Annotated in this window: 25 protein-coding genes; 18 read left to right on the top strand and 7 right to left on the bottom strand. The window is 69.7% G+C overall.

Going from position 1 to position 23,326, the window contains the following annotated elements; translation table 11 throughout:
* The first annotated feature begins 202 nt into the window (after nt 1-202).
* Entirely contained in the window at nt 203-1,582 is a 1,380-nt protein-coding gene (locus tag FHW79_RS09640; RefSeq protein WP_183178702.1) for a tetratricopeptide repeat protein, read from the top strand.
* A gap of 31 nt (nt 1,583-1,613) precedes the next feature.
* Here FHW79_RS09640 and FHW79_RS09635 read toward each other — a convergent pair whose 3' ends face one another.
* Nucleotides 1,614-2,552: a LysR family transcriptional regulator gene (locus FHW79_RS09635; RefSeq protein ID WP_183178701.1), complete on the bottom strand. Its 939-nt coding sequence runs from the start codon at nt 2,550-2,552 to the stop codon at nt 1,614-1,616.
* A gap of 126 nt (nt 2,553-2,678) precedes the next feature.
* On the opposite strand from FHW79_RS09635, the gene wrbA reads away from it, so the two are divergent.
* Complete coding sequence (wrbA, locus tag FHW79_RS09630) at nt 2,679-3,281, top strand: NAD(P)H:quinone oxidoreductase (protein ID WP_174437061.1); 603 nt, start codon at nt 2,679-2,681, stop codon at nt 3,279-3,281.
* A gap of 67 nt (nt 3,282-3,348) precedes the next feature.
* On the top strand, nt 3,349-4,296 hold the full coding sequence (locus tag FHW79_RS09625; RefSeq protein WP_183178700.1) for a glutathione S-transferase family protein: 948 nt from the start codon (nt 3,349-3,351) through the stop codon (nt 4,294-4,296).
* Between the two features lie 7 nt (nt 4,297-4,303).
* On the opposite strand, the gene FHW79_RS09620 is transcribed toward FHW79_RS09625, so the two are convergent.
* The 3 genes from FHW79_RS09620 to FHW79_RS09610 form a co-directional block, all read right to left on the bottom strand.
* Nucleotides 4,304-4,684 (bottom strand): hypothetical protein, encoded by a 381-nt coding sequence (locus FHW79_RS09620; RefSeq protein WP_183178699.1) that lies wholly within the window; start codon nt 4,682-4,684, stop codon nt 4,304-4,306.
* A 98-nt stretch (nt 4,685-4,782) separates the two neighbouring features.
* The gene (locus FHW79_RS09615; RefSeq protein ID WP_348984097.1) at nt 4,783-5,154 is read right to left on the bottom strand and encodes a response regulator; all 372 of its coding nucleotides are present in this window, start codon (nt 5,152-5,154) and stop codon (nt 4,783-4,785) included.
* 61 nt (nt 5,155-5,215) lie between these two features.
* Nucleotides 5,216-5,605 (bottom strand): Hpt domain-containing protein, encoded by a 390-nt coding sequence (locus tag FHW79_RS09610; RefSeq protein ID WP_183178697.1) that lies wholly within the window; start codon nt 5,603-5,605, stop codon nt 5,216-5,218.
* 177 nt (nt 5,606-5,782) lie between these two features.
* On the opposite strand from FHW79_RS09610, the gene FHW79_RS09605 reads away from it, so the two are divergent.
* Together FHW79_RS09605 and FHW79_RS09600 are read left to right on the top strand one after the other, a co-directional pair.
* Nucleotides 5,783-6,712 carry an NAD(P)/FAD-dependent oxidoreductase gene (locus FHW79_RS09605; RefSeq protein WP_183178696.1) on the top strand — a complete coding sequence of 310 codons (930 nt, stop codon included), beginning with the start codon at nt 5,783-5,785 and terminating at the stop codon, nt 6,710-6,712.
* A gap of 322 nt (nt 6,713-7,034) precedes the next feature.
* The gene (locus tag FHW79_RS09600; protein ID WP_014198714.1) at nt 7,035-7,226 is read left to right on the top strand and encodes a hypothetical protein; all 192 of its coding nucleotides are present in this window, start codon (nt 7,035-7,037) and stop codon (nt 7,224-7,226) included.
* Nucleotide 7,227: 1 nt separating this feature from the next.
* Here the strand turns inward: FHW79_RS09600 and FHW79_RS09595 are convergent, their stop codons facing one another.
* Complete coding sequence (locus FHW79_RS09595) at nt 7,228-7,596, bottom strand: chaperone modulator CbpM (RefSeq protein ID WP_183178695.1); 369 nt, start codon at nt 7,594-7,596, stop codon at nt 7,228-7,230.
* 1 nt (nt 7,597) lies between these two features.
* On the bottom strand, nt 7,598-8,512 hold the full coding sequence (locus tag FHW79_RS09590) for a J domain-containing protein (RefSeq protein WP_183178694.1): 915 nt from the start codon (nt 8,510-8,512) through the stop codon (nt 7,598-7,600).
* Nucleotides 8,513-8,745: 233 nt separating this feature from the next.
* Between FHW79_RS09590 and FHW79_RS09585 the strand changes: the two genes are divergently transcribed.
* The 12 genes from FHW79_RS09585 to FHW79_RS09530 all read left to right on the top strand — a co-directional run bounded on the left by FHW79_RS09585 (nt 8,746) and on the right by FHW79_RS09530 (nt 21,362).
* On the top strand, nt 8,746-9,750 hold the full coding sequence (locus tag FHW79_RS09585) for a zinc metalloprotease HtpX (protein WP_183178693.1): 1,005 nt from the start codon (nt 8,746-8,748) through the stop codon (nt 9,748-9,750).
* 156 nt (nt 9,751-9,906) lie between these two features.
* Nucleotides 9,907-11,895: a PP2C family protein-serine/threonine phosphatase gene (locus FHW79_RS09580; protein WP_183178692.1), complete on the top strand. Its 1,989-nt coding sequence runs from the start codon at nt 9,907-9,909 to the stop codon at nt 11,893-11,895.
* Nucleotides 11,896-12,098: 203 nt separating this feature from the next.
* Nucleotides 12,099-12,674, top strand: a complete 576-nt coding sequence (locus tag FHW79_RS09575) for a cytochrome b (RefSeq protein ID WP_183178691.1) — start codon at nt 12,099-12,101, stop codon at nt 12,672-12,674.
* Between the two features lie 240 nt (nt 12,675-12,914).
* Entirely contained in the window at nt 12,915-14,723 is a 1,809-nt protein-coding gene (locus FHW79_RS32595; protein ID WP_247884249.1) for an autotransporter domain-containing protein, read from the top strand.
* Between the two features lie 147 nt (nt 14,724-14,870).
* Nucleotides 14,871-15,698 carry a universal stress protein gene (locus FHW79_RS09565; protein ID WP_183178690.1) on the top strand — a complete coding sequence of 276 codons (828 nt, stop codon included), beginning with the start codon at nt 14,871-14,873 and terminating at the stop codon, nt 15,696-15,698.
* 92 nt (nt 15,699-15,790) lie between these two features.
* Nucleotides 15,791-16,042 carry a hypothetical protein gene (locus tag FHW79_RS09560; RefSeq protein WP_183178689.1) on the top strand — a complete coding sequence of 84 codons (252 nt, stop codon included), beginning with the start codon at nt 15,791-15,793 and terminating at the stop codon, nt 16,040-16,042.
* Nucleotides 16,043-16,209: 167 nt separating this feature from the next.
* Nucleotides 16,210-16,401, top strand: a complete 192-nt coding sequence (locus FHW79_RS09555) for a DUF2934 domain-containing protein (protein ID WP_183178688.1) — start codon at nt 16,210-16,212, stop codon at nt 16,399-16,401.
* A 33-nt stretch (nt 16,402-16,434) separates the two neighbouring features.
* Nucleotides 16,435-16,842, top strand: coding sequence for an Hsp20/alpha crystallin family protein (locus tag FHW79_RS09550; protein ID WP_183178687.1), 408 nt, complete (start codon nt 16,435-16,437; stop codon nt 16,840-16,842).
* Nucleotides 16,843-16,853: 11 nt separating this feature from the next.
* Nucleotides 16,854-19,271, top strand: coding sequence for an endopeptidase La (gene lon / locus FHW79_RS09545; RefSeq protein ID WP_247884248.1), 2,418 nt, complete (start codon nt 16,854-16,856; stop codon nt 19,269-19,271).
* A 92-nt stretch (nt 19,272-19,363) separates the two neighbouring features.
* Nucleotides 19,364-20,185, top strand: coding sequence for a DUF2076 domain-containing protein (locus FHW79_RS09540; RefSeq protein ID WP_183178685.1), 822 nt, complete (start codon nt 19,364-19,366; stop codon nt 20,183-20,185).
* Between the two features lie 160 nt (nt 20,186-20,345).
* On the top strand, nt 20,346-20,879 hold the full coding sequence (locus tag FHW79_RS09535) for a MarR family transcriptional regulator (RefSeq protein WP_014198729.1): 534 nt from the start codon (nt 20,346-20,348) through the stop codon (nt 20,877-20,879).
* A gap of 78 nt (nt 20,880-20,957) precedes the next feature.
* A complete protein-coding gene (locus FHW79_RS09530) occupies nt 20,958-21,362 on the top strand; it encodes a NifB/NifX family molybdenum-iron cluster-binding protein (protein WP_183178684.1) in 405 nt (134 codons plus the stop codon).
* Nucleotides 21,363-21,365: 3 nt separating this feature from the next.
* Here FHW79_RS09530 and FHW79_RS09525 read toward each other — a convergent pair whose 3' ends face one another.
* Complete coding sequence (locus FHW79_RS09525; RefSeq protein WP_183178683.1) at nt 21,366-22,058, bottom strand: histidine kinase dimerization/phosphoacceptor domain -containing protein; 693 nt, start codon at nt 22,056-22,058, stop codon at nt 21,366-21,368.
* 244 nt (nt 22,059-22,302) lie between these two features.
* Between FHW79_RS09525 and FHW79_RS09520 the strand changes: the two genes are divergently transcribed.
* Nucleotides 22,303-23,325 (top strand): esterase-like activity of phytase family protein, encoded by a 1,023-nt coding sequence (locus FHW79_RS09520; RefSeq protein WP_183178682.1) that lies wholly within the window; start codon nt 22,303-22,305, stop codon nt 23,323-23,325.
* The last annotated feature ends 1 nt before the right edge of the window (nt 23,326 follow it).

The raw sequence follows: 23,326 nt of genomic DNA, 5'->3' as shown, positions 1-23,326 counted from the left end.
TGGTGGATTGTGCAAAAGGCGTACAATTTCGTCCAAACGACCTAATGCGACGGTCTGAAGCACGACTCGCCGCCGGACGCCCACCCTTCGGATGCCTCTTGCGCGTGCGTGCAAGCTGGTGCAGGAGTTCGTGTCTTCTTCCGCATTCCGGAGTCTCCCGGAGCGGGGGCGGCGACAGCGCATCTCCCATAGCGAAGTGATCGTGGATCGCGATTCGACGGCTCAAGCCGACCGGGAGGGGGCAGACCCCCTCGTCCAACCCGGAGACGTTCCGGGCATTTTGTTCCAGACCGGCTATGACCGCCTCTACGCCGCCGACGCGGCGGGGGCGGCGCGTGCCTTCCGGCTCGCCTGCGCCGCCGATCCGGGGTCGGGGGAGGCCTGGGGAGCCCTGGCCGACAGCACGCGGGACGCGGGCGAGGCCGCCGGGGCGCTGGCCGCCTGCGGGCGGGCGGTGGCGCTCGACCCCGGCGTGTGGCCCTGGCGGATCGCCCTGGCCGAGGCGTTGCGCACCGCGGGCCGGTTCGAGGAGGCGGTGATCACCGGACAGGTGCTGACGGCGGAACGGCCGGATTCCGCGACGGCCCGGCTCGGCCTCGCCCGTGCCCTGGCGGCGGCGGGCCGGCGGGACGCCGCGCTGGGGGAGTACCGCGAGGCCGTGGCCCTGCGCCCCGGCGACCGCGAGGCGGCACTGGAGCTGGCCGCCCTGCTGGTCGAGGCCGACGACGCGCTGGGCGCGGTCGAGCTGCTTCAGCCCTTGTCCCGCCGGGACCCGGAGGACGCGGACCTGCACGCCGCCATCGGGCGCGCCTGGATCATGCTGCAGGAGCCGGCGAAGGCCCTGACCGCGTTGCGTCGTGCCGAAGGGCTCGACTCGGAGGGGCGGCTCGGCTGCGCAGCGCTGATCGCCACCTTGGAGCACGGTGCCGGGGAAGACCTGTCGGCGGCCTATGTGCGCGCCCTGTTCGACCGCTACGCCGACCGCTTCGACCAGGATCTGGTGGGCAAGCTCGGCTATGCCGCGCCGGCCCTGCTGCGCGAGGCGGTGGACCGGCTGGGGCCGGCGTCCGAACGTGGGGCGTCCGGATTGCGGGTGCTGGACCTCGGCTGCGGCACCGGGCTGGCGGGCGTGGCGTTCCGGCCGCTGGCCGGGCATCTCGCCGGGGTCGATCTTGCCCCGCGCATGGTCGAGAAGGCCCGCGCCCGCGCGCTTTATGATGAGCTGTCGGTCGGCGACGTGGTCGCGGCGCTGGCGCCAGCGCCGGGAAGCTGGGACCTGCTGGTCGCCGCCGACGTGCTGGTCTATCTCGGCAACCTGAACGCCCTGTTCGAGGGCGCCGCCAAGGCCCTGCGTCCATCCGGCCGCTTCGCCGCGACGGTGGAGCGCCTGGACGGCGAGGCGGCAGCCTCCGGCTACGCGCTCGGCCCATCGCGGCGTTACGCCCACAGCGAAGCCTATCTGCGGGAGATGGCGGCGGCGGTCGGCCTGACGGTGCGGCTGATGGAGCCCTGCTCCCCCCGCCGGGAGAAGGGTGTGGGCGTGCCGGGTCTGCTCTTTATATTGGAGAAGCCGGCGGCCTGACGAAAACGGCTTTTCGGGACGGGGGTGTGCGTCACGCCTCCGCCCGGAATGGCTGCAGGCTGAGCAGGGCGCAGTCCCAGTAGGGGCGCGAGCCGAAGCGTTCGGCCAGGAAATCGACGAAGACACGGACCTTCGGCGACAGGTGCCGGTTCTGCGGGTAGACCGCGAAGACGTTCGATTCCGCCATGTAATAGTCGAGCAGCAGGCACTGGAGTTGCCCCTTGGACAGAGCCTCTCCGCACAGGAAGGTGGGCAGCACGATGATGCCGACGCCGGCGATGGCGGCCTCGCGCAGCAGGTCACCGTTGTTGGTGCGCAGCGACCCCGACACGCGGACCGACCGCATGGCGTCGTTGACGCGGAACTGCCACTGCTCGGCCGTTGGAATGTTGGTGTAGATCAGGCAGTTGTGGTTGGACAGCTCATCCGGCGTCTGAGGTGTCCCGTGCTTCTCCAGATAGGCCGGGCTGGCGCAGACCACCTGCCGGTTGGGGGCCAGACGCTTGGCGATCAGCGAGCTGTCGCGCAGCCGCCCGATGCGCACCGCCAGATCGTAGCCCTCATCGATAAGATCGACGTAGCGGTCGTTCAGGTCCATTTCGATCTCGATGGACGGGTAGCGCTCCAGGAACTCGGCCACCGCCTTCGCCAGATGCAGCAGGCCGAAGGAGACCGGCGCGTTGACCTTCAACCGTCCGCGCGGCGCCGCGTGCAGGTCGGCGACGGCCTGCTCCGCCTCCTCCAGGTCGGCGATGATGCGGGTGCAGCGCTCGTAATAGGCCTGGCCGACCTCGGTCAGGCTGAGCTTGCGCGTGGTGCGGTTCAGCAGCCGCGCCCCCAGCCGGTTCTCCAGCTCGGCGATGCGGCGGGAAACTACGGACTTGGACAGGTTCAGGCGCTCCGCCGCGCTGGTGAAGCTCTTGGTGTCCACGACCTTGATAAAGGCCATCATGTCGTCGAGGCGATCCATGCCATTGTTCTACACCCGGGAACAATGAAGTTCCAGCGCCCTGGATTTGCCGAAACGAGGCAACGCGCTATCTTTTGGGACGCCGCAGCCTCCGGCGCGGCCGCAACGACAGAGGGGAGACGAGACATGGCGAAGGTTCTGGTGCTCTACTACAGCAGCTACGGCCACATCTCCACCATGGCGCAGGCGATGGCCGAGGGCGCTCGCTCCGTTGCCGGTACCGAGGTGACCGTGAAGCGCGTGCCGGAGCTGGTCCCCGAGGAGGTGCGGCAGAAGGCGCACTTCAAGGAAGAGCCGAACATTCCCATCGCCGACCCGAACGAGCTGGCCAACTACGACGCCATCATCCTGGGCGTGCCGACGCGCTACGGCAACATGCCGGGCCAGATGAAGAACTTCCTCGACCAGACGGGCGGCCTGTGGGCGAAGGGCGCGCTGGTCGGCAAGGTGGGCGCCGCCTTCTCCTCCTCCGCCACCCAGCACGGCGGGCAAGAGAGCACGATCCTCACCACCCACACCGTGCTTCTGCACCTCGGCATGGTGATCGTCGGCCTGCCTTACAGCTTCCAGGGCCAGATGGGCGTGGACGAGGTGATGGGCAACAGCCCCTACGGCGCCAGCACCATCGCCGGCGGCGACGGCTCCCGCCAGCCGAGCGCGGTCGAGCTGGACGGCGCCCGCTACCAGGGGCGGCACGTCGCGGAGATCACCAAGAAGCTGCACGGTTGAGGATGGAGCGCGCCTCTCCCGCCGCATGGGCGGGAGAGGCGGCACCGGATCAAGGGGAGTACAGGGCATGGGCCTGTTGATCGACGGCCGCTGGCACGACCAGTGGTACGACACCAAGACCAGCGGCGGCGCCTTCGTCCGCCCGGAAACCCAGTTCCGCAACTGGGTGCGGGCGGACGGTTCGACCCCGTTCCAGCCGGAGGCCGGGCGCTACCACCTGTTCGTGTCGCTGGCCTGCCCCTGGGCGCACCGCACGCTGATCCTGCGCACGCTGAAGGGGCTCGAGGACGTCATCGGCGTCACCGTGGTCGATCCCCTGATGCGGGAGGAGGGCTGGACCTTTCCTGAACCCGATCCGATCACCGGCTCCACCCGTTTGCACGAGGTCTACACCACGGCCGATCCCACCTACTCGGGGCGCGTCACCGTCCCGGTGCTGTGGGACAGGAAGACCGGGACCATCGTCAGCAACGAGTCCGCGGAGATCGTCCGCATGCTGAACCGGGAATTCGACGCCTTCGGCGATGCCTCGCTGGATTTCTATCCGGCGGAGCTGGCGGAGGAGATCGACCGGCTCAACGCCTTCGTCTACGACCGCGTCAACAACGGCGTCTACAAGGCCGGCTTCGCGACCAGCCAGGAGAAGTACGAGCAGGCGTTCGACGCCCTCTTCGCCGCGCTCGACGAACTGGACGGGCGGCTGGCCAAGCAGCGCTATCTGCTGGGGAACCGGCAGACCGAGGCCGACTGGCGCCTGTTCACCACGCTGGTGCGCTTCGACGCCGTCTATGTCGGCCACTTCAAGTGCAACCTGCGCCGCATCGCCGACTATCCGAACCTGTCCGGCTATCTGCGTGACCTCTATCAGGTGCCCGGCGTGGCGGAGACGGTCGATTTCCACCACATCAAGCGGCACTACTACGCCAGCCACACCATGATCAACCCGACCGGCGTCGTGCCGAAGGGGCCGGCGCTGGATCTCGACGCGCCGCACGGACGGGAGGAGGTGGGGTAAGCGAACCTCAGGGCTTGTAGCAGCGCGCCATGTCCTGGTTCTGCCCGATCATCTCGCACTGGAAGCTGTTGGAGAATTTGAAGCGGAACGGCCCGGTCTTGCGCACGCTGATCAGGGTCTGTCCGCCGGGGTTCTTGAAGGCCACCCAGGCCGAGGAATCGAAATGGGTGGTGATCCCGTTGCTCAGCCGCACGCGGCCCTGGTTGTCTTTGATGACCTGCACGCCGGTGTTGAAGGCCATGACGCCATTCGGCGTCTCCGACGCCACGGCAAGGCCGTTCGTGCAGTTCACCCCCTCCGGCTGCACCGCGACGCATTCGTAAGGGCGCGGCTGCGACGCGGTGAGCACCATGGCGTAGATCGCCACTTCCAGAACGTTCATGGGCATGCGGAATCTCCCAGCAATCCGCACAAGGGTGCAGCGATGCACCGTGTACAGAATAATTCCGCCGTGGTTACGAAAAGTATAATGTCGCGGTCAAGGTTCTACTCTTTCGCGGCCAGCGCTTTCTGCAGTTTCTGGCGCAGGCCGATCGGAGTCAGCGGCTTCACCAGATAGCCGGTGGCGCCGGAACGCAGGGCCGACAGGACGACGTCCGACCCGTCGTGCTTGGTCAGCATGATGACCGGCGCCCGCCCATCCAGCGCCTTCAGAAAGGCCAAGCCACCCATCGGCGCCATGTCCACGTCGCAGAAGATCGCGTCGAAATCGACCCGGTTGCAGCGGGCCAGCGCCTCCGCCCCGTCGGCGGCCTCAATCACCGTGCCGACGCCCAACTGCTTCAGCAGCCGCACCGAGACGCTGCGGGTCACCACCTCGTCCTCAACGACCAGCACCGCGCACGAATTGAACGACACGGCCACCCTCGCGCTTCGTCCATTGGTTTACGGACGCATGATATATCAGCGCGAAAGAAACTCAAATGCGTGCGATCAGAATTTTCACGTCGGCCAGGGCACGGTCGAGGGCCGCCGCGTCCCGTCGCGCCACTGCCGCGTCGCCGCGCAGGGCCGCCTCTTCCACAGAACCGAAAAGGTCGGCGACCCGCCCCGCCCCAGCGGTGCGGGCGGCCCCCGCCGCCGAATGGGCGGCCAGCCGCACGCCGTCCAGGTCGCCGAGCGCCAATCGCTCTTTCAGAACGCGCGACAACTCGTCCGCGTTTTCCAGGAACAGGGCGTAGAGCATGGTGACGGTGGGGCCAGGGCCACCGAAGTTGCGCAGCATCGGCTCCACATCAAGGATTTCACGATCACACAACGTCGCGTTGGCCGGTGGCGGTTCGGATGGGCAGGACGGCGGCAGGGGCACGGCGGCGGCTCCCGGCAGGACACGGTATGGACGCAAAGTGCGTTTGGTAATTCAACCCGGTCAAGCCGGGGCGGGCGCGGCGAATGGACGCTTCGGCGCTGCAGCACTCCGCTGCGGAACCTGGGGAGACACAGTCTGTTCCCCTACGTCGTCAACGACCGCTGGGACGCCCGAGCGATGACCGCCGCAACCGAAGAACAGCGTCTGGACGCCCTGATCGTCGGTGGTGGACCCGCCGGGCTGACCGCGGCGATCTATCTGGCGCGCTACCGCCGCCGTTTCCTGGTGGTGGACTCCGGGGCCAGCCGGGCCTCCTGGATTCCGCTGTCCCACAACCATGCGGGCTTTCCGGATGGGGTGACCGGTGACGAACTGCTGGCCCGCATGCGCGCCCAGGCGGAGCGCTACGGGGCCCGCATCGTGCCGGGAACGGTGACCGCGGTGGAGCGGGGCGATGATGGCTACCGCGTGCGGACGGAGGACGGGCGGCTGTTCCGCGCCCGAACCGTGCTGGCCACGACCGGCGTGATCGACCGCGAGCCGCAACTGCCCAACCTCTATCAGGCGGTGCAGCGGGGGCTGGTCCGCCATTGCCCGATCTGCGACGGGTTCGAGGTGACCGGCCATCGCATCGGCGTCATTGGCCACGGCACCGGCGCCCTGGGGGAGGCACTGTTCCTGCGCACCTATTCCCGCGACATCACCGTCCTGACGCTGGGCGAGCCGATGAATCTGGAGGAGGCGGAGGAACGCCGCATGGCCGAGGCCGGGCTGCGCGCCGTTGAGGAACCGGTGGTCGAAATCCACACCGAGGGCGGGCGGATCGCCGCCCTGACCACGGCGTCCGGCGAACGGCTGACCTTCGACACGCTGTATTCCGCCCTGGGTTGCCACCCGCGCATCGAACCGGTGAAGGGGCTGGGCGTGCGCATTGGCCCGGACGGGCGTCTGGTCACCGATGGGCACCAGCAGACGGGGATCGAGGGGCTTTACGCCGCGGGGGACATCGTGGAGGGGTTGAACCAGATATCCGTCGCCATGGGGCAGGCCGCGGTCGCCTCCACCGCCATCCACCGCCGACTCCTGATGGAGGACGGGGACCTGTGACGGCTCCGGCATCGCCGTCCGGGGCCGCGCTGCAGGGCAAAATGTCGCATTTGACATTAATGAGCGGTAATACCAATCCAACGACTTAAGCTATGCTCTTGGTTTGATGGGCCTTCCGGGAAGAACATAAAGGGTTATGCCTTTTGGGCTCGGCCAGACGTTTACACCTGATTAAGAATTTGGGCCTTAGGACTCTCGCCATTGCGAAAGGCGGTCCGAGCGTCGGGTTGTGGCCCGGTGCACAGCGGGACGAGCGAAAGGGCGGCATGATGCCGTCATCGATCAACCCGGGCAGCCTGCCAGAACGAACGGAACCTGCTCCATGGCCCAATCCGTGACCCGCGCTCTTCAAGCCATCAAACGCCACAACGCCAAGCCGGAGCAGATCGACCACGCCATTCTCAGCGCCATCAACGTGACGCTGTGCATGCAGTCCGGCGGCAACGACCGGGTCGCGGAAGGTTTCAACCAGGACATCGCGCTGAGCGGCAGGGCCTTCGGCGTCCGGAGCTGACCTACTCCTCCTTTTCCTCCCGCTTCCGCAGCTCGTCCTGCAGAAGATAGCGGGCTTCCGGCGGCAGGTCGCCGATGGCTTCCGCCAACACGCGCAGGCGTCGCCGCAGCCCATAGACGGTGTCGAGCAGCGACAGCACGACCGGCATCGCCTCGTCGTCGAGCGCCAGATCCTCCCGCAGATCGCAAATCAGTTCCAGCCGGGCCATGTCGGCCGCGCTGAAGACAAAACCGCTCCCTTCGTGCCGCGGCCTCAGCCAGTGCCGCTCCACCCACACCGTCAGCTGGGCGGAGGAGACGCGCCTGCAGGTGGCCAGCACCTCTTCGGTCCGCCATCCCGCGCCGTTCGGTTTGCTGTCATCTTGGCCCATCTCACGCGGCCTCCATGTCCCGCCTCGGGTTGTGGTCGGTCTTCCAGTCCCGGACGAACGCCTCCAGCGCCGGATCGGGCGCGTCGGGCAGGGCGATGCGCAGGGTCACATACTGGTCGCCCCGCGCGCCGTTCGCTCCGGGAAGGCCCTTGCCCTTCAACCGCAGCCGCGTGCCGTTGTTCGCCCCCTTCGGAACGGTCAGCATCACCGGCCCGTCAATGGTCGGGACGCGGACCTTGCCGCCCAGCACCGCCTCGGCCAGGGTCACCGGCAGATCGAGTTGGACGTCGTCGCCGTCGCGGCGGAACCAGGGGTGGGGGGTGACCTTGACCGTCACCAGCGCGTCGCCAGGCGGACCGCCGTTGCTGCCGGGCAGGCCCTGGCCCTTCAGGCGGATGGTGCCGCCATCCTCCAGCCCGGCGGGCAGGTCGATGTCCAGCGTCTTCCCGTCCGGCATGGTGACGCGGCGCTTGCCGCCCTTGGCCGCCGCCAGGAAATCGACGGTCAGCGCCATGCTGAGGTTGCCGCCTTTCATCGGCATGGCGCCGCCGCCGCGGGCGAAACCGCGCCCGCCGCCGAACAGGTCGGCGAAGATGTGTTCCAGGTCGTCCGACGCGAAACCCTCGGCGTGGGCGTAGCGGGCGCCCGCCGGGCCTTCGGCGAAGTCGCGGTAATATTGACGCTGCGGCCGTTCCTGGCCGGAGGCGTCGATCTCGCCACGGTCGAAGCGGGCGCGCTTTTCGGCGTCGGACAGCAGGCTGTAGGCGGCGCTGATGTCCTTGAAGCGCTGCTCGGCCTCCGCCTTGCCGGGGTTGAGGTCGGGGTGGTGCTTCTTGGCCAGCTTGCGGTAGGCCTTGCGGATTTCGTCGTCCGAAGCGGTGGGGGATACGCCCAGAATCTCGTAAGGATTGCTCATGGCGATGACCGTGATTGAAAAGCGGGGGTCAGCGGCTGACGGGTGAGCACGTTCGACGTGTATGTGTTCGACGCTCCCCCGCAAATCAAGAGGGGTGCCCTTCCGTTCAACGCAGGGCGCCTGTGCTTGCGGTCGGGATGAAGACGGGGCGGCGCGCGCCAATATGAGGCGGGCCGGACTTGGTTCCGGTTGAACGGTTCCAAAGGGAGATGGTCAGGGAGGAAGCCCCCGTCATGCCGCACACGCACCGGTCCTTCATGCCCACGGATCAGGCGGCCGCCGACCTGCGGCGGCGCCACAAGATCGCGAACGTGCTGCAATCCCTCCTCCTGCTCGGCGGCATGGTGCTGCTGCTGGCGCTGTGCGGGATGATCCTGGCGGGGGTGGAGGGGGTGCTGTGGGCGCTGCTCGGGGGCGCGATCAGCCTGCTGTTCAGCCCGCGCCTGTCGCCGCGCATGGTCCTCGGCATGTTCGGCGCCCGCCGCCTGACCTATGCGGAGGCCCCGGTCCTGTTCGACGCGCTGGCCGCCATCGCCCGCCGGGCGGAACTGCCTGCGGTGCCGGAGCTGTGGTACGTCGCGAGCCCGGCGCTGAACGCCTTTGCGGTGGGCAGCCGCAGCCGCTCGGCCATCGCGGTTACCGACGGGCTGCTGCGCGCGCTCAGCCTGCGCGAGCTGGCCGGCGTGCTGGCCCACGAGGTCAGCCACGTGCGCAACAACGACCTGACCGTGATGGGGCTGGCCGACACGGTGACCAGCCTGACCCGGCTGATGTCGGTCTTCGGCATGGCCCTGCTGATTCTCAACCTGCCCCTGCTGATGATGCGGCAGGAGGCGGTTCCCTGGCTGCTGGTGTTGCTGCTTATCGCCGCACCCTGGATCGGCGTGCTCCTGCAACTCGCCCTGTCACGCACGCGGGAGTTCGACGCCGACCTCGACGCCGCCCACCTGACCGGCGACCCGGAGGGCGTCGCCTCGGCGCTTGCCCGGATCGAGCGGTTGCAGCACAGCCCGTGGGAAGGGCTGCGCTTTCCGGGGCGCCGCCGGGCGCAGAACATCCCATCCCTGCTGCGCACCCACCCGGAGACCGAGGAGCGCGTGCGCCGCCTGATGGCGCTGCGCACCCCGCCGCCGGTCATGCTGGGGCTTGACGCCCAGCCCCTGCACGCCCCGCCGCACCTCGCCATGCCGGCGGCGCTGCGGCGCCCGCGCTACCGGATCGGCGGCTACTGGTACTGAGGTTACAGGGGAGCGCGTCCGCCACTCCTGGACTCGGGGTGCCCGGCTGGGTAGAACCGACGGGCGCGGTCGGGCAATTTTTCCAGATCCCAGGCTTGTCCGGGGACGGCGGAGCGCCCGCGGCGGTCGGTTGGCTACAAAAGGCGGGTCCCCTCCATGACCTTTCAAGGGCGTTTGGTCCTCCTGATCTCCGGGCTGGTGACGCTGGCGGTGGCGCTGGTCACGATTCTGCTGGCCTGGACGACCCATTCGGCGATCCAGTCGCGGGTGGAAGCGGACGGCCGCGGCGCGGCGAGCCTGCTGGCCCGCTCCGCCACGCTGGCGCGCGAGGTCCCGGGCGACGTCGAGGCGCTGCTCGGCGACCGGCTGCTGTCGGAGGCGACGCTCGCCGCCCACCTCGTGGCGGTGATGGAAGCGGGCAAGGCGCCGGTCAAGGCGGTGACCGACCGGCTGAAGGCCGTTGCGGACGGCGGCGGGCCGGACGAGATCTGGGTCACCGACAACCGGGGCCGCGCTTATCTGCACAACATCCCCGGCCCCGACATCACCTTCGGCCCCGACTCGCGGGCGCAGCCGCGCCAAGCGCCCTATTACGGGCTGCTGAACCGCGCGCCGGAGAGGGTGGTGACCGACGCCGCCACCGAAGGCGGCAAGCTGATGAAGTTCGCCGGCGTGGCCGGCGTCGACAAGCCGCGCATCGTCCAGGTCGGCGCCGACGTGCGCCGGCTGGGCGACATCGCCCGCAAGGCCGGGGTGGAGGGGGTGATGGCCTCCCTGCTGGCCGGCGGCACGGTGGAGGGCGCGTGGCTGCTGGAGCGCGACGGGCGCCTCGCCGTGCACGCCACCGGCCCCAGCGCCGGGCCGCTGTCGGAGCGGGCGGTGGAGGCGGCGAAGGCCGCGGCGGCGGCCGGCGAGACCGGCCTGCTGCGCGAGGGTGATCACCTGACCGCCTTCGCCCCGGTGCCGGCGGTTGCCGGGCAGGGGGCGGCCGGGCAGGGGGCGGGGATCGCGGTGGTCCGCCTGCCGGCCGAGGACCTGTCGTCGGTAGTCGGCCGCCATGTGAAGATCGGCGTTCTGGTCGGTCTGCTCGTCCTGGCGGCGGGCGTCTACGGCGCCGTCCGCTTCGCGCGCAGCCAGATGGCCCCGATCGAGCGGCTGGGCGAGGCCGTCGCCGCCGTCGAAGCCGGGCGCTTCAACCCCTTCACCCTGAACGAGGCGATGGAGCGCAACGACGAGATGGGCCGCCTCGCCCGCGTCTTCCGCAGCATGGCGCTGGAGGCGTCCTACCGCGAGGAGACGCTGGACGCCCAGCTCCTGATGCGCACGGCTGAGCTGGAAACCCGCACGGAGAAGCTGGCGGCCGCCGAACAGCTGATCGAGGAGGAGCAGCGCGCCGCCCGCGACGTGCAGGCGAATCTGCTGCCGCAGCAGCTCCCCGCCGGGCGCGACAGCCAGTTCTTCGGCCTGCTGGTCCCCGGCCCGGCGGTCAGCGGCGACTTCTATGACGTGATCGAGCTGGACGAGCGCCATTGCCTGCTGGTGGTGGCCGGAGTGTCCGGCTGGGGCGTCCCGGCGGCCTTCCTGATGCTGCTGGTGCGCGGCGCGATCCGCGAGGCGGCGGCCCGGCCCGGCATGACTCCGGCGGCCATCCTGGCGGCGGCCAACGACCGGCTGTGCGGGCAGAGCCCCTTCGACGGCTTCGCCACCGCCTTCGTCGCCCTTTACGACCGCGAGACCGGAATGCTCAGCCATTCCAGCGCCGGCAACCGCGCGCCCTGCCGCATCCGGGCGGACGGCAGCGTTCTGACCCTGGCCGATGCCGGCGGCCCGGCGCTGGGCGTGCGCAAGGGCATCCCCTACGGCGAGGCCGTGACCCGGCTGGAGCAGGAGGACACGCTGTTCCTGTGCACCGAGGGCGTGCTGCGGGCGGTGAACGCCCAGCGCGAGCCGTTCGGCGAGGAGCGTCTGGCGGCCGTCCTGCACCAGGGCCGTGGCCTGTCGGCGCGCGACCGCTCCGAACTGCTGCTGCGCGCGGTGGAGGCTCATGTGGGTCCGGGCGGGCAGACCGGCGACATCGTCTGCCTGACCATCCGCCGCCTGCTGCCCGCGTCCGAACTGGCGCCGGAGTCCGAAGCGGCGGTGTGACGCGGGCTGGTCAAAGCCGACATCGGGGCGCCTCTCTCTGATGGTGGTGATCCGGCTGGCTGGCCGGGTCACCCGTGCGACCACCGCGCGAATCCGCTTCGCGCCCCCATCTCAGTCCCGGGTTCCGCCGTTCAGCTTCGGTTCAGTCGCCCCCGGACAGGATCGGCAGGACTTGCGCGATTTTGCCGATGAGGGGACTTCCGATGTCCAACGCCTATTCCGAGGCTGCCGCCCGGCCGCCTGTCAAAACCCGCTACGACGGGGTGATGCTGTTCCTGCACTGGAGCGTCGCCCTGCTGATCCTGGTGGCCTTCGCCATCGCCCAGGGGCGCGGGCTGGTGCCACGCGGGCCGGAGCGGACCGCCCTGATGGACCTTCACCGCTCGCTCGGCGTCCTGGTGCTGGCGCTGGTGGCCCTGCGCATGGTCTGGCGCGCCGTCAGCCCGCCACCGCCCATGCCCGCCGACACCGCGCCGCTGCTCCTTCTGGCGGCCAAGGCCGGGCATCTGACGCTGTACGCCCTGATGATCGCGGTACCGTTGGCCGGCGTGACGATGACGCAGGCCCACGGCCATCCCGTCGCCTTTTTCGGCCTGTTCACCCTGCCGACCATCGTGGGTGAAAACCATGCCTTCGGCGACACGCTGGAGGAAGCCCACGAGTTGCTCGGCACCGCCATCATCGTGCTGGCCGGCCTGCACGCGGTGGCGGCCCTGGTCCACCAGTATGTCCTGAAGGACGGGACGCTAAGCCGCATGCTGCCCTGGGGAAACCGCTGAGATGAGAAAAGGGCGGGCGGCGCCGGCACCGGGGTTCCGGTGGGCGCCGCCCGCTGAGTGGCGAGGTCCTGCCTCCTCCATGGATGGACCCATGCTCGGGTCCCCCATGGTCTGATGAACCCGCCCAAGCGGCTTCTCTTCCCGACGCAATGGCGGTACCGCCCCCCGCTTTGACGCACCGCCCCTGTTTTCCGGCTGTCCAGCGGGGGAGGTGAGGCGGTGACGGGTAAGGCGATTGGTATGGCGGCGGGAGCCGCGTTGCTGGTGTCGGCGCCCGCCGGGGCGGTACCCTTCGACCGGGTGTTCGTCTTTGGCGACAGCCTGTCCGACACCGGCCGGGTCTATGAGCTGACGCGCGGCGGCATTCCGCAGAGTCCACCCTATTACGACGGGCGTTTCTCCAACGGTCCCGTCTGGGTCGAGCGGCTGGCCCCGCTGATCGGCAGCCAGCCCGACCAGAAGACCAACTTCGCCTATGGCGGTGCCGAGACCGGGCCCCTGTCGCAGACCGGCGTTCCCGGCATCCAGGGGCAGGTCGGACAGTTCCTGCTCAGCCGGCCGGGCGGCACCAACGGTGGGCTGTTCGCGGTCTGGGCGGGCGGCAACGACTATTTCAACCGGGTCTCCGCCGGGGCGGACCCGTCGGGCCTCGTCACCCAGACGGTCGGCAACATCGTCACCACGGTGGAGCGTCTGGCGGCGGTCGGCGGGAAGACCTTCCTGGTTCCGAACCTGCCGGACCTCGGCACCATCCCGGACACCCGCAATTCCGACCGCGCCGCCGTGCTGAACGCCGTCACCGCCTCCCACAACACACTGCTGTCGCAGGCGATGGCCGATGTGGAGAAGCGGCTGGGAGTCACCGTCGTGGTGGCTGACGTCAACGCGCTGTACCGCGCGGTGGCGGCCAACCCGACGGCCTATGGCTTTACCAACACCGTGACGCCCTGCCTGACGAACAACGCGCCGACCGGCGCCTGCGGGACCGAGGCGCAGGCCGACCAGACCGTCTATTGGGACGAGATCCACCCGACACGCGCCGCCCATCTGCTGATCGCGCAATACATGCAGGGTGCGCTGCTCGCCCTCAACGATGCCGCCGAAACCGTGGCGATGCAGCCGGAACTGGCCTTCGAGGCGACGCGGAGCTGGCACCGCGCGCTGCTCGGCTCCATCGCCGGCCCCGCCGCGACGCGGGTGGAGGCGCCGCTCGGCAACGGAGAGCTGAGGGCCTTCCTGATCGGCGATGCCGCCTGGGGCCGTCTCGGCGGTACGCCGGAGCGCCAGGGCTTCCGCTTCAACACCCAGTCGGGCGGCGTCGGCGCCGAACTGCCGGTCGGGACGGCCTCGCGCGTCGGCCTGTCGGTCGGCGGCTCGCGCGGCCGCGCCAAGCTGGACGAGGGGGCGGGCACGCTGGACATGACCAGCACCATCATCGGCCTGCACGCGGTGACCGAGGCGCGGGGCTTCCAACTGGCCGTGGCGGGCAGCGTCTCCTTCGACCGCTATGGTGATATCGACCGCACCACCGGCTTCGCGCCGTTCCCCAACGCCTCGGCGGAGACGGACGGCCGGACCTACGCCCTGACGGTCGCCGGTGGCTACACGGCGCAACTCGGGGCGCTGGCGCTGGGGCCGCGGCTGGGCCTCCGTTACATCCACACGCGGATCGACGGCTATCAGGAGAGCGGCGCCGGCCTGCTGTCGCTCGGCGTCGAGCGGCAGAGCGCCGAATCGCTGGAGAGCAGCGTCGGCGCCGAAGCCTCCACGATCGTCGAGATCGGGCGCACGGTGCTTCAGCCCAGCCTGGGCGTCGCGTGGGAGCACCAGTTCGCCGAGGACGCGCGCACCGTCACCGTCCGCCTGCCCGGCGGGGCGGCCAACAGCGTCAGCCCGAGCGGCGACGGCCGCGATTCCCTGGTGATCGGCGCCGGCCTGTCGGCGCAGCTCTGGCAGGCGGTCGGCGCCACGGTCGGCTACCGCGGCGAACTGTCGGGAGCGGATGGCCACAACCACGCCTTCACCGCCCGCTTGCGGATGAGCTTCTGAGGAATCGCCTGGTCCATCCTCCCGGAGGGCTTTTTCCTGCTGGCGTTGCGGCGCGGCAGGAGGAACAATCGGAGCCGGTGCGCCGCCCCCGGGCGCGCCCGCCCGAACAAGAACAACGGCCCGAACAAAAACAGAGGGAGGAGTTTTATGGCCTACAAGCACATCCTCGTGCATCTCGATTCCGGCCCGCAGGTGGAAACCCGCCTCGACGCGGCCATCGCGCTGGCGAAGACCAGCGGCGCCTTCCTGCGCGGCCTGTTCGCCCAGCCGGACCGCAGCGCCACCAGCGTCATCGCCCGCCGCTCCAGCGAGCATCTGGAGCAGGCCGCCGCCCGCAGCGAGGCGATGTTCCGCGACAAGCTCCAGGCGTCGGGCCTGCAGGGCCAGTGGCACGGCCTGACCCATGGCGAGCACAACCACGTCATCCGCGAGGTCATCATCTGGTCGCGCTTCGCCGACCTGACGGTGCTCGGCCAGTTCGACCGCAGCGCCCCCGCCGACGGCGTGGCGCCGGAGGAGCTGAACGAGCAGGTGGTGCTGAACTCGGGCCGCCCGGTGCTGGTGCTGCCCTTCGCGGGCACCTTCCCGGTGATCGGCAAGCGCGTCGCCGTCGCCTGGAACGCCGAGCGCGAGGCCGTCCGCGCCCTGGCCGACGCCATGCCCTTCCTCCAGGCCGCCGACGAGGTCACCGTCATCACCGTGCTGACCCAGGCCGCCCCGCCGGCCGGATCGGAGCCGCAGCGCATCGGCCTGCTCGACCATCTGGCGCTGCACGGCGTGACGGCTGACCAGACGCATTTCACGGTGACCGACATCGGTGCGATGGACGCGCTCCTGGCCCGCAGCATCGATTCCGGGGCCGACCTGCTGGTGATGGGCGCGCACGGCCATTACGGCTTCCCCTTCCTGCACCGCGGCGGCGGGACGCGCCATGTCCTGCGCACCTGCCCGGTGCCTCTGCTGCTGTCCCACTGACGCCGTCCGGCTGGCGCAAACAGGCGGCGGGCTTTCCTCCGCCGTGCCGGGCGGCCATGTAGAGGCTTCCCGGCACCGGCTGGAGAGCGTTCATGTCCTGGCTCCGCGTCTTCCTGATCGCCTGTCCCGTCCTCGTCCTGGCGGCGCTGTTCGCTGCCTGGGCGGCGACGGGCTTCGACCTGTTCGGCCTCAGCCTGCCGGGCCTGCTCGCCCTGGTCGGCGGTGCCGTGCTGACCAGCGCCGTCGCCATCGGCCTGATGGCTCTGGTCTTTCTCAGCAACCGCAGCGGCCACGACGAGGCGGCGGGCCGCCCGGACCCCACGGACGGGCCGGATCGGTTCTAAAGCCCCAACCCCGAAAGGGGCCATCGGCCCTTTCTTCCGTCTGATGTCCGCAAGGTCGGCGGAACGCCTGCAATTCCCCGCCGTTGCTAAAGGGACGAAGGAGCCCCGGTTCTTGCGGCCGGACGGGCCATGCCTGCGGCCGGGGCGGGAAGGAGGGGAACGCCGCGATGGACGAGCACCGCATCCGCCACCGTGCCTACGAGATCTGGGAGCAGGAAGGCCGCCCCGAAGGCCGCCGCGCCGAGCACTGGGAGCGCGCCTGCCGCGAACTGCGGGAAGAGGACGAGCGGACGAAGGAAAAGGGTTCGGAACCGCGCGACCTTGCCCAAGCCTCCGCGGATTCGGGCGCCGGCATCTGACGCCCATCACACTCTTTGCTCCGAGGAGTCGCCATGCCGCCCCGCCGTGATCCCGCTTCCTTCATGTGGTCGGAGGCCGTCGAACTGCTGGACCGTGCCGAGCGGCTGCATCGGCAGTTCTTCCGCCCGGCGCCGCCCGGTTCGCGCCGCGCCTGCTGGACACCGCCCGTCGACGTCTACGAGACGGAGGATGCGGTGACCATCGTCGTCGCTCTTCCCGGCGTCGGCGCGGACCAGCTTCACGTCGCCGTCGAGGACGGCGTTCTGGTGGTCGCCGGGGAACGGACGCTGCCGCTGGGCTGCGACGGGATCATCCATCGGCTTGAGATTCCCCATGGCCGCTTCGAGCGGCGGATCGAGCTGCCCGCCGGGGCCTTCCGCATGGGACGGCGCGAGCTGTCGACGGGCTGCCTCGTCCTGACGCTCGACAAGATGGGATGAAGGACGTCGGAATGACTGATGAACATGCCGCCGAAGCGCCGCCAACGTCCCAGACGTCAAGCGCTGCGCCGCCCGCCTCCGGATTGCCGGAGGACGTGATCCCGGTCATCCCGGTGCGCAACCTCGTGCAGTTTCCGGGGGTGGTGCTTCCGGTGACGGTGGGGCGGGCGCGCTCGGTCGCCGCCGCCCAGGAAGCGGCCCGCACCGAGCGGCCGGTCGGCATCCTGCTTCAGCGCGACGAGGCGGTGGAGGACCCGACCGGAGCCGACATGCACCGCGTCGGCACGACGGCCAGCATTCTGCGCTACGTCACCACGCCCGACGGCTCGCACCACTTGGTGTGCCAGGGACAGCAGCGCTTCCGTGTCGTCGAGTGGGTGCCGGGCCACCCCTTCATGGCCGCCCGCGTGGAGATGGTGGAGGAAAGCGACACCGCCACGCCGGAGGTCATGGCCCGCTTCCTGAACCTGCGCAACGAGGCGGTGGAGGCGCTGCAACTGCTGCCCCAGGCCCCACAAGAGCTGTTGGCCGCCGTCCAGGCGCTCGAAAGCCCCGGCGAGCTTGCCGACATGACCGCCAGCTACATGGACCTGAAGCCCGCCGAGAAGCAGGAGGTGCTGGAAACCGTCGACCTGCCGGAGCGGCTCGACAAAGTCGGTGGCCTGCTGGCCCGGCGGATCGAGGTGCTGCGGCTGTCCCGCGACCTCCGCGAGCGCACCCGCGAGGCGATGGACGAGCGGCAGCGCGAGTATCTGCTGCGCGAGCAGCTCCGCGCCATCCAGAAGGAGCTGGGCGAGGCCGACGAGGGGCGGCAGGCCGAGATCGGTGAGCTTCAGGACGCCATCGCCAAGGCCGGCATGCCGCCCGACGTTCGCGAGCACGCCGAAAAGGAGCTGCGCCGGCTGGAGCGCATGCCGGAGGCGGCGGCGGAATACTCGATGGTGCGCAGCTACCTGGACTGGCTGATCGAGATGCCGTGGGACCGCCGGTCGGAATCCCGCATCGACATCGCCGAGGCCCGCCGCATCCTCGACGAGGACCATTACGGGCTGGAGAAGGTCAAGCGCCGCATCCTGGAATTCCTGGCGGTGCGCAAGCTGAACCCGGAGGGGCGCAGCCCCATCCTGTGCTTCGTCGGCCCGCCGGGGGTGGGCAAGACCTCGCTCGGCCAGAGCATCGCGCGGGCGACCGGGCGGGCCTTCGCCCGCGTCTCGCTGGGCGGCGTCCATGACGAGAGCGAGATCCGCGGCCATCGCCGCACCTATGTCGGCGCGCTTCCCGGCAACATCGTCCAGGCCATCCGCAAGGCCGGGACGCGCGACTGCGTGCTGATGCTGGACGAGATGGACAAGCTGGGGCAGGGCTTCCAGGGCGACCCCTCGGCCGCCCTGCTGGAGGTGCTGGACCCGGAGCAGAACACCACCTTCCGCGACCATTACCTGGGCGTGCCCTTCGACCTGTCGAAGGTGATGTTCATCGCCACCGCCAACATGCTGGACACCATCCCCGGCCCGCTGCGCGACCGCATGGAGGTGATCGAGCTGTCCGGCTACACCGAGGACGAGAAGCTCGAGATCGCCAAGCGCTACCTGCTGGCCCGCCAGCTCGCCGCCAACGGGCTGACGGCGGAGCAATTGGCGATCCCGGACGACACGCTGCGCGCCATCATCCGCGACCACACGCGGGAGGCCGGGAACCGCCAGCTGGAACGGCTGATCGGCGCGGTCGGACGCTACGCCGCCGTGCGCATCGCCGAGGGCGAGATCGAGCGGATGCGGGTGGAGCCGGCGGACCTGACGGCGATCCTGGGGCCGCCGCGATTCGAGAACGACGTGGCGATGCGCACCAGCGTGCCCGGCGTGGCGACCGGCCTCGCCTGGACCCCGGTCGGTGGCGACATCCTGTTCATCGAGGCCAGCCGCTTCTCCGGCTCGGGCCGGCTGATCCTGACTGGCCAGCTTGGCGAGGTGATGAAGGAGAGCGCGCAGGCCGCCCTCAGCCTCGTCAAGTCGCGGGTGAAGGACCTCGGCCTCGACCCGGAGGGACTGGACCGTTTCGACATCCACATCCACGTCCCGGCCGGCGCCATTCCGAAGGACGGGCCGTCCGCCGGGGTGGCGATCTTCACGGCCCTGGTGTCGCTGCTGTCCGGGCGCTGCATCCGCTCCGACACGGCGATGACCGGGGAGATCAGCCTGCGCGGGCTGGTCCTGCCGGTCGGCGGCATCCGCGAGAAGGTGGTGGCCGCCCAGCGCGCCGGGCTGAAGACGGTCATGCTGCCCGCCCGCAACCGCAAGGACTTCGACGACATTCCGGCGGCGGTGCGCGAGCGGCTGAGCTTCGTCTGGCTGGAGCGGGTGGACGACGCCGTCCGCGCCGCTCTGGTATCGGAGACCTCCGAGGAGGCAGCGGAGCGCAAGGCCGGGTAGCGTTCTCCGCAGGGGCCGGGACCCTTGCGCACCAGGGGTGCGGTGCGCCACATCAATGGCGCGCCCGCACGGAGCGCGCACAGGAGACGATCATGACGCCCGAGGAACGCACCCTCCTTTCCGATCTGTTCACGCACCTGCGCGAGGTGGAGAATCAACCCCGCGATCCGGAGGCGGAACGCTTCATCCAGCAGATGATCCAGGGCCAGCCCGCCGCCGCCTACTACATGGCGCAGTCGGTCCTGGTGCAGCAGCAGGCGCTGACCGCCGCCCAGCAGCGCATCGAGGATCTGGAGCGGCAGGTGAGGGAGGCGCAGGCCCGCGCCCAGCAGACCCAGACGCAGCCGTCCGGCGGCAGCTTCCTGTCCAACGCGCTCGGGCTGGGGCGCAGCCCGTGGGCCGGCGGGGGCAATCGTCCGGCGGAGCAGCGGCCCGCTCCGGTGCCTCAGGCCCCCCAGGGGCCAGCCTACAACCCGATGCAGTCCCCTGGGGCCCCGTCGCGCAGCCCGTGGGGCGCCGCCCCGCAGGCCGGTGGGCAACCCGGCTACGGCCAGCCCGCCTATCCGCCCCAGCCCGGATTCGGCCCGCAGGGCTACGCGCCGCGCGGCGGCGGGTTCCTGAGCGGTGCCGCCCAGACGGCGGCGGGCGTGGCCGGCGGCATGCTGGCGGCCAGCGCCATCTCCTCGATGCTCAGCCATTCGCCAGGACCGTTCGGCGAAGCCGCGGCGGCGGGCCAGACGGCCAGCCATGGCGAGACGGTCATCAACAATTACTACGGCGACTCCGCCGACCAGAGCGCGGACCAGGGCTTCCCGCCGGAGGACAACAACCTTCAGAACGTCGATTATCAGACCGACGATTCCTCGTTCGACGACGGTGGCGGCGACGCTGGCGGAGACGACAGCTGGATCTGACCTTATCCAGTCCTTGGCGGCAGGCGCACCAACCTTTCAGGAAGGTCCGGTGCGCCTTCGTGCCGCCATCACAGTTAATATAAATTAAACAGTTAGGTCCCTACGGTGCGTCGGGCAAGGAAGGCCGTGCTCCCCCGATCCCCACGCAGAACCGAGGCCCATGACGACGCTCGTTCAGCCCCAGCCGACCGAAGACGCCGAGCGCAGCGACGCCGAGCGCAAGGCCTCCGCCACCCAGATGTACCATGAGGTGGCGCGGATCATCGAACGGATGCACCGCCGGTTCCTCGACGTTCTGCGAATCGAGCTGTCCCGCATCGGCATCGACGACATCAGCCCGGTGCAGGTGATGATGCTGCTGAACATCTCCAACGGAGAGATCAGCGTGCGCGACCTGATCGAGCGCGGCTATTACCTCGGCTCCAACGCCTCCTACAACCTGAAGCAGCTGGTGGACAGCGGCTATGTGGACCGCTCCGCCTCGCCGCGCGACAAGCGCGCCGCCCGGCTGAAGCTGTCGGCAAGGGGGCTGGAGCTGTGCGAGCGGCTGCGCCACATGGCGTCGGTCCACTCCGACGGTCTGATCCGTACCGACGGCGACAGCCAGGACTTCGAGGTCACCTACCGCACGCTGCGCCGTCTGGAGCGCAAATGGACGGACGTCATCCGCTCCGACGAAACGGAAATCCTCTGACGCGCATTGACCTCCCTCAGTGCGCGCGGCGGGACGCCGTGCCACGGTGAGGCCGCTGGGCATCGAGGGGGATGTGGGATGAAGTTCGCCGTCGGCACGCAGGATTACCGCAGCATCGCCACCCACGGCGGCCGCACCCGCCGTTTCCTGGTCTTCGAGGCCGAGGCGGGCGGCGACCCCGTCGAGGTCGGACGGATCGAGCTGGCGGAGGGGGAGGTGCTCCATCTCGCCGGCGACGGGCGCCCCCATCCCATTGACGCGGTGCGGGTGGTCATCACCGGCTCCTCCGGCGAGGGCTTCATCAACCATATGAAGCGCCGCGGCATCGAGCCGGTGACCACGTTGGAAACCAACCCGGTGCAGGCGATCCGCGACTGGTTCGCGGGGACCGTCAAGACGGCGCCGCCGCCCGAACATCCCCACGAGCATCACGATCACGGCCCCGAGGACGCCCCGCAGGAATATCACGGGGCGCCGGCCTGACCGTCACACGGGGAAGGACACGCTGGCGGTGGTGCCGGCGGCGTCGCTTTCCGTGTTCAGCGTGTCGCCGAGCTGCGCGGCCAGCGCTTCGGCCAGCATCAGCCCATCATCCGCCGTCGTGTCGAAGCCGGCGGGCAGGGCGCGTCCGTTGTCCTCGACGATCAGGCGGGCCCGCCCGTTGTGCTCCTGCGTCACCGAGACGCGAATCCAGCCCTGCTCCGGAAAGGCGTGGTGAAGGCTGTTGGTGATCAGCTCCGCGGTGATCAGCCCCAACGGCATGGCTTCGTACAAGCCGATCTGGATGGGATCACTCTTCACCTCGATGGGCACGTTGGCGAGGCCGCCGGGCGTCCCGTGCTTCACCGCGTCGGCGAGCGATTCGATGTAGCGGCCAAGATTCACATGGGTGCCGGTGCCCGACTCGTGGAGCTGGCGGTAGAGGATGGCCAGCGCCTCGATGCGGACCAGGGTCTGCTCGTAGGCGGCTCGGGCGTCCGGATCGCGGATGCGGCCCGTCTGCAGCTTCAGCAGGCTGATCACGAGCTGGAGGCTGTTCTTGGCCCGATGCTGAAGCTCGCGCAGTTCGGCTTCCAGCTCGCGGATGCGATCCGCGATTGGGTCCTCCGGCGCTCCCGAACCGGTGGCGGGGCGATCAGCAGGCAGGGCGACCGGCTGGGACCGGAGGGGATTGGGCATCACGCAATTCTCGGCTGAAGCTGGGCAATGTTTTCCTTAGGTACAGAACAATTTATGCGCTTGAACCCACTACCGAATTGGTTCTGAGGAAGTAACCCTCTGCGCATATCCGATTCGTTCGTTCACGTTCGGACGGAGGGGCAGGGCTTATGAGCCCGGCGGACAAAGGGTCGGATTCGCGGGCAGGCGGGGCAAGCCGGAAAATGCGTTCCCCTGTTCGCGCCGTCGTGGCATGAGTGCCGCCATGCGTTTGAGAACCCTGGTGATTCCCTTCTGCGCCCTGCTGGCGGTGGCCGGTGGCTGCGCCGCGGTGGCCGGTAACGGTGGGCCGGCCGAGTCGTCCGTTCCGGTTGCGCTGGACTCGGATCGCCCCGCTCTGGCGGAGGTCGGGGCCCTGCGATTCCGTGGTGCGCTCCGCCTGCCTGACGGGGCGGGCGTAGGGGGCCTGTCCGGCCTGTGGGTCAGCGACTCGGGCGACCGTTTCGTCGCCGTCTCCGACGACGGGAAAAGCGTCACGGGACGGCTGTTCTATGACTCCCGTGGGCATCTGGCCGGCGCCGGTCAGTATGATGCGCGTCGCCTGGTCCTCGACAAGGACCCGAGCCATCGCGGGCGACTCAATGATTCGGAAGACCTCGCCCGCCTGCCGGGCGGCGGCTGGCTGGTGCCGTTCGAGCGCAACCACCGCATCCTCCGTTACGATGGCGCCGGGCGGCCCGAGGGAGCGCCGCGCAAACTGCCGATGCCGCCCGGCCTGGAGACGGCGCCGTCGAACGGCGGGGTCGAGGCGCTGGCCGCGCTGCCGGACGGCCGCATCCTGGCCATCGAAGAAGGCGACGACGACGGAGTCCGGGAACGCCACGCCTGGATCGCGTCCGCCGACCTGAAAACCGTTCGCGACTGGCAGCCGCTGACCTACCGTGCGGCGCCGCGCTTCCGTCCCACGGCGGCGGCGCCCCTGCCGGACGGCGGGGTGCTGGTCCTGGAGCGGCGGGTGTCCCTGCTGGGCGGCTGGGCGGCGCGCATCGTCCATGTGTCGGCGGACTCGCTGCGTGGCGGTGCGACGATGGATGGGGTGGAACTGGCGCGGTTGGAACCGCCTCTGCTGACCGACAACTTCGAAGGTATGGCCGTGCGGCCCGGTGCGGACGGCGACCAGTTCGTCTACGTCGTTTCCGACGACAACCGCAGCCCGCTTCAGCGGACCTATCTGATGATGTTCCAGATTCCGGCCGGCGCCCTCAAAGCCACCGTAGCGGGGCGCTGAC

Source organism: Azospirillum sp. OGB3, from assembly GCF_014192915.1.
Taxonomy (GTDB): domain Bacteria; phylum Pseudomonadota; class Alphaproteobacteria; order Azospirillales; family Azospirillaceae; genus Azospirillum.
The sequence above is the reverse complement of the archived record's forward strand: the minus strand, read 5'-3'. Positions and strand labels throughout refer to the sequence as shown.